A 14,881-nucleotide genomic window follows, 5' to 3' on the forward strand; every position below is an offset into this window, starting at 1 on the left:
TTACTATTATAGTTCGGTAAGTGAAACTACAAGGACGTTTTAACAAAAAAAGCAGATACATCACGTATCTGCTTTCCATCCTTTTTATTTAGCTAATTTTTGAAGTTCGTCAAAGAATGTAGGATATGATACACCTACTGCTTCTGCATCTTCAATAATTGTTTTTCCTTCTGCCAGGCAACCAGCAATTGCAAGCATCATTCCGATACGGTGATCACCATAACTATTTACTGTATTGCCCTTTAAAGCTGATTTTCCGTAAATGATCATACCGTCATCAGTTGCTTCTATGCGAGCTCCTAGTTTCGTTAATTCAGCAACGACTGTATCAATACGGTTTGTTTCTTTTACTTTCAATTCATGTGCATCTTTAATTACTGTAATTCCTTCTGCTTGCGTTGCCGCTAATGCGATTACAGGAATCTCATCGATTAATCTAGGGATAATATCTCCGCCAATTTCAATTCCTTTTAATGAAGATGTTTCGATTGTAATATTTGCAGCTGGTTCCGATGCCCCTTCGTTAATTAGATCTACAGTGAACGTAGCACCCATTTTTTCTAAAACATCAATAATACCTGTACGGGTTGGATTCATCCCTACATTTTGTAATACTAGTTTACTATTTGGGATGATTGCACCTGCTACTAAGAAAAATGCTGCTGATGATACGTCACCTGGCACTTGAATGTCTGTTGCTGTTAATTTTTGTCCACCTGACAGCTTCACTGTTTTCCCTTCGCGAGTTACTTTAACACCAAATGCTTCGAGCATTCTTTCTGTATGGTCGCGTGAAATATGTGGTTCTGTAACAGCTGTTACACCTTCTGCACGAAGACCTGCAAGTAAAATAGCCGACTTTACTTGTGCACTTGCAACAGGAGAAATATATTCAATTGCTTTTAAATCTCCGCCACGTATTGTTAACGGTGTAAATGTTCCTTCTTCTCGGCCGTCTATGTTTGCGCCCATTTGTTTTAATGGGTTTGTTACACGCTTCATCGGTCTTTTTGCGATAGATTCATCACCTTGTACGCAAGAGAAAAATGGTGTGTTAGCTAATATACCTGACATTAATCGGATTGTTGTACCAGAATTACCAACATCTAATACAGCTTTCGGTTCTTGTAAACCTTCTAATCCTTTACCAACTACAGTAACCTCATCACCGTTTTGCGTAATTTCTACTCCCATTTCTTTAAAACATGAAATCGTACTTAAACAGTCTGCACCGGGCAAGAAACCTTTAATTGTTGTTTTCCCTTCTGCAATAGAACCGAACATAACAGCACGGTGTGAAATGGATTTATCACCTGGGATTGTAATATTGCCATTCAATCCGTTATTAACAGGTTGTATTGTTCTTTCTTTCACGTTTTTCACCTTCTCATTTAAATTGTTTCATAAGTTTGGTATTCTTCTTCTCCAAGCGCTAGCTTTGCTTTCATACGATCTTCTTCCCTTTGGAAGCTAATACGTAATACCCCAAGCAGTCCTTCACGCGCTTCTAATATTTGCAAGTTTGTAATACTAATTTCCTCGCGCGCCAAAATACTCGTAATATGAGCCAATGCCCCCACCTTATCTAATACATCGACGTATAAGTCATGATAGGCAGGAATTGCCCCTCTCTTTCTTACTGGTAAAGAATCACGGTATTCTTTCGCATCTGCAAAATAGTTTTGAATCTCGCATGCATCTCCGGTAGAAACTGTTTTATATAAATCTTCCATTTCAGAGATCCACTCTTTTAATAATACCATTAAATGCTCTCGATTTTGCTTTACAATATCACTCCACATTTTTGGACTACTAGATGCGATACGTGTAATGTCTTTGAAACCTCCAGCAGCTAGTTGATGAATGAGCGGATTATCTCCTGCATGTTTCTCAACTTGCTTTACTAAACCTGCTGCGATAAGGTGTGGAAAATGACTAACGATCCCTGTTACATAATCATGTTCTTCCGTATTTAAAACAAGAAAATGTGACCCTGTTCCTTTTAACCATACTTTAAGGTCTTCCACTTGTTTATTTGGCACGTGATTCATCGGTGTTAAAATGTAAAATGCATTTTCAAATAAATGTGCCTTTGCACTTTCAACTCCCGTTTTATGAGAACCCGCCATCGGATGTCCACCAATGAAAGAAACATCCTTTGAAAATAAAGCTTCCGCTTCGTTCATAATAGACCCTTTTGTACTACCAACATCAGTCACTATAACATCTTCTCGTAAACGGAATGACGCAAGTTTGTGTAATAGCTTCTTCGTTTCTTCAACTGGAGAAGCAAAAACAATTAAATGTGCCTCTTCACATGCACGCTGTAAATCAACTCCTATTTCATCTACTACGTGTAATTCTTTTGCACGCTCTACTTGCTCTTTAAATATATCGTACCCTGTTATCGTTACATCGTGCTCTTTCTTAATTGCTAATGCGAGAGAGCCTCCTATTAAACCTGTTCCAATTAATACTACCTTTTTACGCATTTGCCTCATCTCGAGACTTATTTTTTTTATTTTCAAAGTGTTGTTTTAACACTGAAATCACTCCTTCATTTTGCTCCCTTGTTCCAACTGTAATACGGACACCCTTTGGGAATGGACGAATAATAAATCCTGCATGTGCACAAGCTTCATAAATCTCTCCAGCATTATCTACCGGTAAGAAGATGAAATTAGTTTGTGACGAATAAAATGGTATACCGTTTTCCTTACAGAAACTCTCGTATTGCTGTAATCCTTCTGTATTCATGTGAACTATTTCTTTAATAAACTCGTCATCACCAAAAGCAATCGTCGCTGCTTTTTGCGCTAATGAAGATACGTTAAATGGTAAACGTACGACATTTAATTTCCCAATTAGCTCTTCCTGTCCGATCGCATATCCAACGCGGAAAGAAGCTAATCCGTATGCTTTAGAAAACGTTCTAAGTACAAGAATGTTTTTATGTTTTTCTAAAAGCGGTAATGTCTCAGGGAAATCTTTTGCTGTTACGTATTCATAGTACGCTTCATCAATGACAATTAACATATTTTCACTAATGCCTTCAATAAATTGAGTTAATTTTTGCTCATTCACATATGTGCCCGTCGGGTTGTTCGGATTACAAATCCATACGATTTTCGTATTATTATTTACCGCTGACGAAATTTCGTCTAAATCGTATACACCTTTATTTAAAGGAATTTCTTTCACTTCACACCCTTCAATAATCGCATGATGGCGGTACTGCGGGAATGTTGCACCTGCTGTTACAATGTTATCTCCCGCTCGTAATACGGCGCGGCTTATCATTTGAATGATTTCATCTAAACCACTACCACAAAGTACTTGTTCCATTTGCACATGCAACTTATCTGCGATTGTTTGACGGAGCGTTGTAGCACCTCCGTCAGGATATAAAGCATGTTCCAACCAAGAGTTTTGCAACTCTTCTAAAACTCTCGGTGAACAACCAAATGGATTTTCATTCGATGCTAATTTCACAAACGAATGATCTCCGTACACTTCTTTCATTTGTTCTGGTGATTTACCTGGTTTATATGGTTGTAATGATGATAGTTGATCTTTTACTTGCACGTTAAACCCACCTTTTTATTAAAATTCTTTTGCGTAGTTATTGTGTTGCATAATGTTTTGTTTTAATAATTCCATACGATCTTTTCCGAATTGTTCGACTAGTGCATCTGCAAGTTCCCATGCCACAACAGATTCAGCTACTACACCCGCTGCTGGTACTGCGCAACTATCAGATCTTTCAATACTCGCTTGGAATGCTTCTTTCGTATCAATATCAACGCTTGCTAACGGTTTGTATAAAGTAGGAATTGGCTTCATCACGCCTCTTACGATAATTGGCATACCTGTTGTCATACCGCCTTCTAAACCGCCGGCATTATTCGTTTTTCTCGTGTATCCTTTTTCTTCATCCCACAGAATTTCATCATGCACTTTGCTTCCTGGTTGTCGTGCCGCTTCAAAACCTACGCCGATTTCAGCACCTTTAAATGCATTTATACTCATAATTGCACCAGCAAGTTTTGCATCTAATTTACGATCGTAATGAACGTAACTACCAACGCCAATCGGCATACCTTCTGCAATGACTTCCACAATACCACCGATTGAATCTCCACTACTTTTTGCGTTGTCAATCGCATTCATCATTTCTTGCTCTACTTCTTCATCTAAACATCGAACTGGTGAGTTTTCAGTAATTGTTTGAATTTCTTCAATTGATAAGTTTGAAATATGTTTTGCTTTTACTCCACCAATTTCAAGAACATGTCCTGCAATTCCCACGCCTAATTCGCTTAAAATTTGTTTTGCAACTGCACCAGCAGCTACACGAACTGTCGTTTCTCTTGCAGATGACCGCTCTAATACGTTTCTTATATCACGATGACCATATTTAATTGCTCCATTTAAATCTGCATGTCCGGGACGTGGTTTTGTAATTGTACGTTTCATGTCTTTACTTTCTTTTTCCGAAATTGGCTCTGCACCCATTACTTTCGTCCAATGTTTGAAATCATCATTTTTTACAATTAACGTAATCGGTGATCCAAGTGTCATCCCGTGACGAACACCACTTACAATTTCAACTGTATCTGTTTCAATTTGCATACGTCTTCCGCGTCCATGACCTTTTTGTCTTCTTAATAATTCTTTATTAATATGTTCCGCCGTAAGTGTCAAACCTGCTGGTACACCTTCTAAAATAACTGTTAACTGCGGTCCATGTGATTCTCCAGCTGTAATGTATCTCATTTCTCTTGCCCCTTTACTATTTTTTTGTACAAAAAAGTCCCTACTGAGCGCTCAGTAGGGACGATGTTTATCGCGGTACCACCCTAGTTGTAGACTTCTTTCGTCTACCTCTCTTCTTCTTTAACGATCGTTCGACCGTCTTACCCTCCAAAAGTTGTCGGGAAAGATGCTCCAAGGCTGTAATTCATGCTTACCTTTGTACTGATTCACACCGACCATCAGCTCTCTTTAACAGTGAGATAAGCACTACTGTTTCCTCTTCAATGCATATATGATATGGAATTAAGATAATTTATTTTTGAAACCTTTTAACTCATCCATGAATCTATGGAATTCTGGAATGTCCATTTGTTGTGCAGAATCTGATAATGCAACTGCTGGATCTGGATGAACTTCAGCCATTACTGCATCTGCACCAATTGCAAGTGCCGCTTTCGCTGTTGGTAATAATAAATCTCTGCGTCCAGTTGAATGTGTTACATCAACGATAACTGGTAAATGTGTTTCTTTCTTTAAAATTGGTACTGCAGAAATGTCTAATGTGTTACGTGTTGCTCTTTCGTATGTGCGGATACCGCGCTCACAAAGAATAATTTGATCGTTACCTTGCGCAATGATGTATTCCGCTGCGTTAATGAACTCATCAATTGTTGCTGCTAATCCACGTTTTAATAATACTGGTTTGTTAACTTTACCTACAGCTCGTAATAAATCGAAGTTTTGCATGTTACGTGCGCCAACTTGAATTACATCAACGTAGTCTAATGCCATTTCAACATCGTTCGGATTTAAAATTTCACTAATAATTGCTAAGTCAAACTCGTCTGCTACTTGACGTAAAATTTGAAGTCCTTCTACTCCTAAACCTTGGAAATCATATGGAGAAGTTCTCGGTTTGAATGCACCACCGCGCATTAATTTTAAGCCTTGGTCTTTCATCGCTTGCCCTACTTGACGAACTTGTTCTAAACTTTCTACTGCACAAGGTCCCATGATGAACGTTTGTGTTCCGTTTCCAATCAATTCACCTTTTACATCAACAATTGTATTTTCTTGTTTCTTTTTACGTGATACTAGTAACGCTTTACGGTTATCATCTTCTTGTAACTCTAAGCTTGCTTTGAAAATCGTTTTGAAAATATGTTGAACTGTTGATGTTTCGAATGGTCCTTCGTTATGCTCTGCAATCATATCCAGTACTTCACGCTCACGTACTGGATCAAAGCGTTTCGTGCCTTGTACTTGCTTTTGCTCTCCAATTTTTTGAACAATTTCACCACGTTTGTTTAAAAGGTGTAATAGTTGTAAGTTAATTTCATCTACCTGTTTACGTAATTGATCTAATTCATGATTTGCCATTTGGAAATCCTCCTCTAATGTTTTAAAAGTATAGTAAGAGAATAAAAAATTCTCTATTTTCTGAACTGACTAATTATACAAATTTATAGTGGAATCGATACCTCTTCTTATTTTAAACTAATAATTCGTACAAAGACATGAACTACTAGTTAAAAACCCACTTTTTTGTACAAAAAAGCCCTACTGATTCAATCAGTAGGGACGATATTTATCGCGGTACCACCCTAGTTGTAGACTTCTTTCGTCTACCTCTCTTCATTGTTAACGATCATCTGACCGTCTTTCCCTTCATAAAGACAATACTATCTTTACTACGAAAAAGATGCTCCAGGACTGTAATTCGCTCTTGTTTATGTACTGGTTTGCACCAACCACCAGCTCTCTGTTACAGGGAAACAACAACTACTGCTTTTCCTTTCAATGCATGACTATTTAATTTTCAAGTTGAACCACTAAAATACAAAAAGTCCCTACTGAATAAATCAGTAGGGACGATATTTATCGCGGTACCACCCTAGTTGTAGACTAACTTTCCGTCTACCTCTCTTCACTGTTAACGATCAATTGACCGCTTTTTCCTCATAAAGACAAACTATCTTTATTACGAAAAAGATGCTCCAAGACTGTAATTCATGATTATCCCTGTACTGGTTCACACCAACCACCAGCTCTCTGTTACAGTAAGACTAACCACTACTGTGATCTCTTCATTGCACTTTGTTTATTCAAATGTTTTTGAAATTGAATAAGTATGATTCGTATTATAGAACGCTTTTCAAAACACTGTCAACAACTTTTTATATATTTTTTTAAATTCCACTTTCGTCCTATAATTCTTTTTGTAAATCACCCATTACAATTCCTATGCGAATTATTTCATTTTCTAGTAAATGTAAAACATATTCCTCTACTTCATACTGAACTAATAATTCTTTTATTTGTATGATTTCTTTTTCAAATAAAACGGCTTCGTGACATGTTTGTAGTAAAATAAAAAACACATTTGCAAACATTTCTTTATGCGCTTTCATACTTTCTTTTTTATGAAGCATTTCAATCAATAACCGCTTCATTTCCTCACCTGTACATTTACCATGTACACTTGAAAATGCACGAGACATAATACATAATCCTTTTTCTAATATTTCATCCATGTATAAAATAATACGTAAAAGCATCACATATTCTCTCGCAGTTATCTCACCCATTTTTGGTCGTTCTCGCAAAAATACACTGAGCCAAGCTGTCCAAAACTTTTGTTGTTCTTTTACACTTAATGTTTTGACGTAATAGCATAAAAACTGCATAAACTTAATTTTATTTTCTTCATTTTCTAGTATGAGTAACGGGTATAACCAATTTGTTTTTTGCTCCCAATATAGTACACATTTAATAAATACAAAGCTAAGCCACTTCAAGAAAGCTTCTCTCGTATGCGGATGTAACACTTCCAAATGTTCTATCGCATACTTAATAAATCGCTTCATTTCTGTAAATAAAGGTAAATTTATTTGCGTGTAACATAAGCCGGCCCATGCATATTCCGTAATCTCATTTTGTTTTTTTAAATCTAAGTATGGTAACAAATATTTTCGGCACCATTGTTTTTCAATATGATATAGAAATGTAATATCTGCTATTAAACGAGCAAACATAAAGTTTGTTCGTTCCGAATTAACTCTTACTTGTTCTTCAAATAAAAATAAATATTCATATACATTACGATCGTATAAATGATCATATGATAACAACTTTAATAATACAGCCGTCATTTTTCCAACTGGATGCTGAATTGATTCATTATAAAAATCTTGTTTCCCAAGCTTAAAGTCTGTATCACTCTTCATAACTTGAGGGAACACTGAAAAAGCAAATCGTTTTACAACACGTATACTATTCTCTTCTAACTCTTCTAGTCGATTACTAATTTCATATAGAAAACTACTAATTAACCAATGAAAAGAAGTATTTCTAACAAATTTCTGCAATAGCGGAATAATTTTTTGGATTTGCTCATTCGTCAATCCTCGATTATTTCGCCATTCTCTAATACAAACAAACCATACTTCATTACTTATTTCTTGCACTCCTACTAATTGGTATGCAAATGAAATACTCCACTCTGTGTTTAATTTACATGCTTTTGATAACATCTCTAAAAAATGGCGTTGTTCAAAAACACCATCTTGCGAAAATTGCTGAACTTGCTTCATAATTTCAACATCTTTCAGCTGCAATAATCCGTCAGCAGTTACATTACAAGTAATGCTTTCTGCTGTATCTTCTTTCTTTTGTACACTGTATCGTTCAGAATGAAAATGAGGATGCTTTTGCTTCATTAACTCATACCCATTTGCCGTAGATGGGCTATTCGAATCACACTTGAATAATAAGTCTAATACGAGACATGCATCAAATACCCTCTCTTCTGTAAGATGCTTTATTACAGTTCGAGTGACTTCTTCTTTTGTTTTTTCTAAACAATGTGCATAATGCCTTTTTAAAAGTTGAAAAACTTCGTGTTTATAAGTGAAATCTAAAAGAAGTCCTTCATGTAACAACCATTTCATTTTGTCATCTACACGAACAAAAATATTTTTATTCATCGCATCAATTGCAATTCGCTTTTGAAGTACACTATTTGCTTCTATCATTTCTGTAATATAATAATCCGCTTTTTTCTCATTGTTTTCGCATAAATAAGTTAGACACTCTTTTACAATTCGTATTAAAAATGCAAGATCATTTTGATGAAACTCTTTCTCTACATTTTCCTTATTTCTTTTTTTTAGTGCCGTTTGTCTTAACGACAACATTCTCAATTTTTCTAATCCAATCATCATAATTGGAACAGCATAATAAGCGATATATGGCCTCATCTTTTCGTTCCAAATTTGCTCCACATGAGAAAATGTAGATACTGGTAAGCGACTCGATTCCTCGAGTTCTATTGATTCTTGCGTATCATTTCCCCATTTTCTTACACGTTTCAACTTCAGTTTTCCGTCTAAAATAAAAGTTAGTAACAATAAGGCAATTTCTTTATGCTCAGGAAAAGAACATTTTTGCAGTAACTTAGAAATCTTTTCTATAGAGCTACTATCTTTTTCAGCTGTTTCTAATAAAAGGAGTGTCCACCTTGCAAACAACAGCGGGTCCATCTTACTCTTCGTTTCGTTTAAGTAGTTACAAATTGTTCTCCATAATAACGGTGATATTTTAGAATAGTTTTTATAAATTAATTGAAATAATTCTTTCTGATGACTAAAAAGAAATTGTTCCACTAACCATTCTGCAAGTAATTCATCTACTTCATTATAGTTTGGCGTAAGCATAAACAAATTTTGTAATTTACCTTCTGCTTCTAACCATTCGACCCATTCATAATCATGAGCAAATTCCACAAAGTAACGTACTGTTTCAATTTTTTTAATCGATTGCTTTATGTATGATAATTGTTCCTGTTCTACTGACGGGGGAACCGTTACAATATCCCGAATACGCATTCTTTTCGTAATATAATTATCACCCATTAATTCAGCCCAGCGTTTTACCGCTTTTACGAGGGATTGATGATTATTCACCTTATTCGGATACACAATTGGTCTTATCCCTAAATGTTCCCAATGGTACGTATTTTCTCCTTGTGCGACAAAAGCAAATCGTCTTGTACTTGGTGGTAAACCAGTTGCTAAATATTTCATTACTGGGTCATTATGACTATATCCAACGAATAAAACGGTGTAATTTGAGAATAGATCAACTAAAAATCTTCTCGCCCACCCTTCTGTTAAGTAAGCCCTTCCAAAATCACCATCTGTTAAAATTAAAGCCTCTTTCTCCTGTTCTACATTACCATGTATGTAAGCAAGACCTTTAAAAGCTCTCCCAGTCGGTAAAGCTGGAGCGTAATAAACATTGATATCTCTATTTATTTCTTTAATTGCTGTTGTAAAATGTTGATCAAAATTTGTTGTTACAATGCGGATATCTGTATCTAAAGGAAATAGCCTTGGAATTGCATAATGCAATGGATTCGGTTTTGATTTCTCTATATGAACAAGATCTCTTGCGACTTGATGTACATCTTTTGTTTTCGCAATTTTACCAAGATAATAATCATGTGGTTCTGTTATTTCACGTTTTTCGACATATAACGTTTTTGCAATTTCATCAACTAAATCATCAAAATTCGGTAAGTTTGATTTCCCTTTCATAGAAACTCCCGCTCCAACAAATAACACTAACTTTCCTTGCTCAAGGTGATCAATTAACTCATCTGGAATTTCTACTTCTGAAGTAATCCACATCCTGGATTCCCCCTTACCTAAAAATGTCATACACTCTCATTTTACTATAACATTTTTTCATTGTTTTTATAATATTTAGACTAAATTCCGAACATGAAAAAGTTTTATGTAAATAAATCCGTTACAATGTATGAACTCCAGAATTTATTGAAAAACTATGTATAAATCGGAGGTGTAAATTTTGAATGATTTCACAGTAGTGCTTATCAAGTTTATATCGTGCATTATCGCATTTAGCATTGGGCTTGCTTTATTTTTCCCTGCAACGTTTGTTCAAATTATTTCATTCAGTCTCTTTGTTACAATCGTATCCTACATGTTCGTTGATAAAATCATTTTAAATCGAATTGGCAATACTGGTGCCATTATGTCGGATTTCTTATTAACATATTTAAGCGTATGGATTTTCGGTAATATTTTATTAGACAACTATATGCAAATTGCATGGGGCAGTATCCTTTCTGCCATCGTCTTCACTTTATCTGAAGTAATCGTTCATCGCTTCTCTAACTCTCATACAAGGCACAACAATGATAACATTCGTATTAATCGTCGCTTTGCATATGGTACAGAGTTTGCTGAAGAACAAAATATATTGGATAAAGATAAAAAAAAGTAACGTTTTAATACAGGAGCGCCCTTTTTAATTATGTGGTGCTCCTTTTTTGTATTTTTTCATTATGGTACGTGAAATTATATAAGTGATTATTTCAAAATACCGACTTACTAACAATATTTGACGCTATTTTTTCTAATAAAAAACTGCCTCTTATTTAGAGGCAGCCACTTTTAAGTCTTTTACTTCAACAACATCCGCAAACGCTCCCAATACTGCGTTATGATGTTTCACAATATCTTCAGCACGTAACACTTCTGTATTAAATGTACTATGTGCATCACTCACTAACGTTACTTTATATCCTTCACTACATGCTCTGCGCGTTGTCGTATCTACACAATACTCTGTTTGCATTCCCGAAAGAATAACGTGTTCAATTCCTTTCTCTTGTAACACTTCGCTTAAGTTTGTATTATGGAATGAATCTGGAGTCGTCTTTTCAACTATATTATCTCCTTCTTGCGGAGCGATGGCCGCATGGATTCGCCATCCATCCGTACCTTTTTCTAACGGATGATCTTTAGGACCGTTATGTTGGATATAAATAACTGGAATATCATTTGAACGACATTCCCTAATAAGCTCTTGCAATGTTTGTAAAAACTTTCCCCCATTATGTACTGGCATTCCAGCTGTATACATACCCGCTTGCACATCAATTACGATTAATGCTTTTTTCATTTCACACATCCCCCTTTGTTTGTATAAGCCATTATTATTGTTTATATTCCATCATCCAACAATCTTCTAATTTCCCCTCATGCAACTCATGTTCCTTTAAAATCTTTACTTTTTTAAATCCACTTTTTTCATAACACTTTATTGCTCGTTCATTATTTACTTTCGGATCCATTGCAATTGCTTCTGCTCCCATTTCACCCATAATATATGTAATTGCTGCCTGAACGAGTTTTGTTCCAATTCCCTTTCCCCAATAGGCTGGTTCACCGATAAATTGGTCCATTCCCCATACATTTTGTGATTCTTTATAGCCATATAACGCTTTCCACTCTGAATCCACTGGGTACATTTGTATGTAACCAATCGGAACCGTATCAAATTCTATTAAACATCTTTTTTCATTACTGTTTGGACTATGTATAAAATGATTAAGCACCTTTTCTACAGATTGCGGATTATCTCGTCCTTCGTAATACCGCAGGACTGCTGGGTCCGTTAACCATTTAGAAATGATAGATGCATCATCTTCCATTACGTATCTAATCAATAAACCTTCTTTTTGAAAAAGCATATTATACCTCTATTATTCCTTTATATTTTTTCTTGCTGTTACATCTTTCATTGCACCTACTAATGCATATGGTAGTAATGTAATTGCAAAAAATGCTGTAAATACGTTAAATTGCGGGATTGTATAGAGTGTGAACCATTCAGTGAAAAATTGAGAATTTAATATTCTATTAAAAAACTCTCCGCCTGGCCTAAAGTTTGGTGCCCACCCAGTGATTTCACACAAAATAAAGTGAAACTTTAATCAGTGGGGGTTTTGTTCATCCCCCACTGATTATTAGTTGAACCAATCGGGCTTTTACGGGCAGTTGATCCCCCACCTAACTTCTTCGCTTTCGCTGAATTTTGAGGTGGGGGTCTTACTGCCCGTTAATGCGGGATAAACAGTAACTGAACAATAAAAAATGCCCCTAGATAACGAAACCAAGTCCGTTTCCATATAGGTTGTGCATTTTTTAATATATCCCCCATCTTACCCCCTCCTTAAATATCCATCATATTGATTATACACTTTCCTTACTTTATTTGTTAAAATTTTCTATATAATTAATACTGTTGGGGGGAATACATTATGTCTAATCCTATATTTACATCCACTTTAATCATTCTTAGAGGAAACTCCGCAAGTGGTAAAACAACGATTGCAAAACAACTACAAGAACATTTCGGACAAGGGACACTTTTAGTATCACAGGATGTTGTACGTAGAGATATGCTTAGAGTACACGACACAATGGGTAATTTATCACATGATTTACTATTTGAAATTACGAAGTACGGAAAAGGAAAATGTGAATTTGTTATTTTAGAAGGTATATTGAACAGTCATAGGTATGGTGAGATGTTAAAAGAATTAATTCGTTATTTTGATGAAAATGCATTTGCATATTACTTTGATTTATCATTAGAGGAAACTATTAGACGACATAACACAAGGGACAAACGACACGAATTTGGTGAAGATTCCCTACAAAAATGGTATAATCCGCACGATACTATTAAGGTTGCCAGAGAAACTATTTTTACAGATAACTTTACGCAAAAAGATATATTTGATGCAATTCTTAATGATGTTGCGATCAAAAAACAAGCCTAACATAATATGTTAGGCTTGTTATGTATTTTGTATTTCAGTTTTTATAATTGAACAATCTATACATAAATAATAGTATATATTCATTTCTCCAAACTGGAAATTAACTACTGAAATAAGTCCACGTTCCTCAATATCTTGAGTAATTGTAGCAACATATTTCATCTCTTTCGCACAAGTTGGACACGCCAAATCCTTTGGAAGATCATCATATAACGGTACCCCTAATAATCTACATACATATTCAGAACCGAACAAGTCAAAAGCTTCCCAGTAACTATCTTCATCTGTAGGTATATCTTCATTTTTCATATTTATAAGCTTTACCGTTGTTTTTGGTAATAAAACTGGTAACTTATATTCCTCTTCCATTATCCATTCTTCTGTATTTTGCTGCTGTATGATTTGAACAGTTTTCCCTCCATCACTTAACTGAAAATATTGCGGTTCCCATACCATCGCGCAGTTCAAACATGAAACGAATGGTAAAATATTTAGTTCATTACTTTTAAGTTCAGCAAGTCTCCCATCTTTTAAATCACAACAGAGAATTTGATGCATCTTTTCACCGCATAACTTACATACTGGCAAATTACAATCTTGACCGCCAAAGTAATGATTATATGAACCTCTTCCTTCAATTACTCTATACCCTTTCCGTTCTTTGCAATGTGCACCATATAATTCTGTTGTCATATTCTATCCTCGCCTTTTATAAGAATGATTCACAAAATGATAATAATTAAGACTAAAAAACATCGTCTTCCTGAATAGTTTCCATAATAAATTCTTTTAAACTCGGAGATATTTCTTCCATTTCGTCATCCGCGTGATACCAAATGTATATTTCATCATCCATTTTTCCATTATTTATTTTAAAGCACAATTTATCCCCTGAACCATCGTCACCAATTATGATAAGGTTTTCTGGCATATACTCATCTCTCATGTCAACATTTTGTCTAACTATATCATCCCAAGTTTTCGTTACATTTCTATTATCTTTAACCGGATATAGTATCCATTCCCCTATTTCAGCATTATTAACTAATTTAATAAGATCCCTATATTGATTTGGGAAAGCAGCACCTAACTTTTCTTCAGTTTCTTTTATTTGCAACTCTAATACACCTTGTTTCTTTGTTTCAATATATTCTCTTACTTCTTTCATGAAATACACCTATCCTTTGAACTTAATTACACTATTATGATTGAAAGTGTTTAGTAAACGATTTGATCCGATTTATATATTTCATTATACGTTAACCCTTCGTTTTCAACATACTATTCTTCTCTACTTCTCAATAACCTTCTGTTCTACTTCCTTACCTCATTCTTAATAGTTTTTCTAAACATGAGACAATTTTTATGTTTTATTACAGGTTTATTAATAAGTCATTTAAAAATCCTATTATACTTCCACTAAAAAAATAAAAGCCAGCCTCAATAAAGAGAACTGACTTCTATTTGGAT

General features: G+C 35.0%; 12 protein-coding genes, 2 pseudogenes and 3 other annotated features. Of the genes and pseudogenes, 2 read left to right on the plus strand and 12 right to left on the minus strand.

Annotated elements, in window-relative coordinates:
* Positions 1–84 precede the first annotated feature (84 nt).
* The 6 genes from aroA to D1166_RS08920 form a co-directional block, all read right to left on the minus strand.
* A complete protein-coding gene (gene aroA, locus D1166_RS08895; RefSeq protein WP_000664630.1) occupies positions 85–1,374 on the minus strand; it encodes a 3-phosphoshikimate 1-carboxyvinyltransferase in 1,290 nt (429 codons plus the stop codon).
* Positions 1,375–1,391: 17 nt separating this feature from the next.
* A complete protein-coding gene (gene tyrA / locus D1166_RS08900; RefSeq protein WP_001228130.1) occupies positions 1,392–2,492 on the minus strand; it encodes a prephenate dehydrogenase in 1,101 nt (366 codons plus the stop codon).
* Positions 2,485–3,585 (minus strand): histidinol-phosphate transaminase, encoded by a 1,101-nt coding sequence (gene hisC, locus D1166_RS08905; protein ID WP_097856282.1) that lies wholly within the window; start codon positions 3,583–3,585, stop codon positions 2,485–2,487. Before hisC ends, tyrA begins: the two co-directional genes overlap by 8 nt.
* 18 nt (positions 3,586–3,603) lie before the next feature.
* Positions 3,604–4,776 (minus strand): chorismate synthase, encoded by a 1,173-nt coding sequence (gene aroC, locus D1166_RS08910; protein ID WP_001269427.1) that lies wholly within the window; start codon positions 4,774–4,776, stop codon positions 3,604–3,606.
* 53 nt (positions 4,777–4,829) lie between these two features.
* Positions 4,830–5,049 (minus strand) — a binding site (T-box leader).
* A gap of 9 nt (positions 5,050–5,058) precedes the next feature.
* Positions 5,059–6,135 carry a bifunctional 3-deoxy-7-phosphoheptulonate synthase/chorismate mutase gene (locus tag D1166_RS08915; protein WP_001273575.1) on the minus strand — a complete coding sequence of 359 codons (1,077 nt, stop codon included), beginning with the start codon at positions 6,133–6,135 and terminating at the stop codon, positions 5,059–5,061.
* 194 nt (positions 6,136–6,329) lie between these two features.
* Positions 6,330–6,565: a binding site (T-box leader), on the minus strand.
* Between the two features lie 54 nt (positions 6,566–6,619).
* Positions 6,620–6,855: a binding site (T-box leader), on the minus strand.
* A gap of 107 nt (positions 6,856–6,962) precedes the next feature.
* Positions 6,963–10,445: a DUF4020 domain-containing protein gene (locus D1166_RS08920; protein ID WP_118043279.1), complete on the minus strand. Its 3,483-nt coding sequence runs from the start codon at positions 10,443–10,445 to the stop codon at positions 6,963–6,965.
* Positions 10,446–10,626: 181 nt separating this feature from the next.
* Between D1166_RS08920 and D1166_RS08925 the strand changes: the two genes are divergently transcribed.
* Complete coding sequence (locus tag D1166_RS08925) at positions 10,627–11,064, plus strand: YndM family protein (protein ID WP_000997702.1); 438 nt, start codon at positions 10,627–10,629, stop codon at positions 11,062–11,064.
* Positions 11,065–11,214: 150 nt separating this feature from the next.
* Here the strand turns inward: D1166_RS08925 and D1166_RS08935 are convergent, their stop codons facing one another.
* From D1166_RS08935 to D1166_RS31555, 4 genes and pseudogenes are all read right to left on the minus strand, one after another.
* Positions 11,215–11,745 (minus strand): cysteine hydrolase family protein, encoded by a 531-nt coding sequence (locus D1166_RS08935; RefSeq protein ID WP_000709540.1) that lies wholly within the window; start codon positions 11,743–11,745, stop codon positions 11,215–11,217.
* Between the two features lie 34 nt (positions 11,746–11,779).
* Entirely contained in the window at positions 11,780–12,316 is a 537-nt protein-coding gene (locus tag D1166_RS08940; protein WP_097856280.1) for a GNAT family N-acetyltransferase, read from the minus strand.
* A 12-nt stretch (positions 12,317–12,328) separates the two neighbouring features.
* A pseudogene (locus tag D1166_RS08945) lies at positions 12,329–12,547 on the minus strand (YfzA family protein); the annotation flags it as partial.
* A gap of 155 nt (positions 12,548–12,702) precedes the next feature.
* Positions 12,703–12,786 (minus strand): annotated as a pseudogene (locus D1166_RS31555) (YfzA family protein); the annotation flags it as partial.
* A 100-nt stretch (positions 12,787–12,886) separates the two neighbouring features.
* Here D1166_RS31555 and D1166_RS08955 point away from each other — a divergent pair.
* Positions 12,887–13,411 carry a kinase gene (locus tag D1166_RS08955; RefSeq protein ID WP_000070081.1) on the plus strand — a complete coding sequence of 175 codons (525 nt, stop codon included), beginning with the start codon at positions 12,887–12,889 and terminating at the stop codon, positions 13,409–13,411.
* A gap of 18 nt (positions 13,412–13,429) precedes the next feature.
* Here D1166_RS08955 and D1166_RS08960 read toward each other — a convergent pair whose 3' ends face one another.
* Both D1166_RS08960 and D1166_RS08965 read right to left on the minus strand, forming a co-directional pair.
* Complete coding sequence (locus D1166_RS08960; protein ID WP_118043280.1) at positions 13,430–14,104, minus strand: hypothetical protein; 675 nt, start codon at positions 14,102–14,104, stop codon at positions 13,430–13,432.
* 52 nt (positions 14,105–14,156) lie between these two features.
* Positions 14,157–14,579 (minus strand): SMI1/KNR4 family protein, encoded by a 423-nt coding sequence (locus tag D1166_RS08965; protein WP_086409541.1) that lies wholly within the window; start codon positions 14,577–14,579, stop codon positions 14,157–14,159.
* Positions 14,580–14,881: the final 302 nt, after the last annotated feature.

The sequence above is a fragment of the Bacillus sp. ISO11 genome, assembly GCF_003458115.1.
GTDB lineage: Bacteria > Bacillota > Bacilli > Bacillales > Bacillaceae_G > Bacillus_A > Bacillus_A cereus.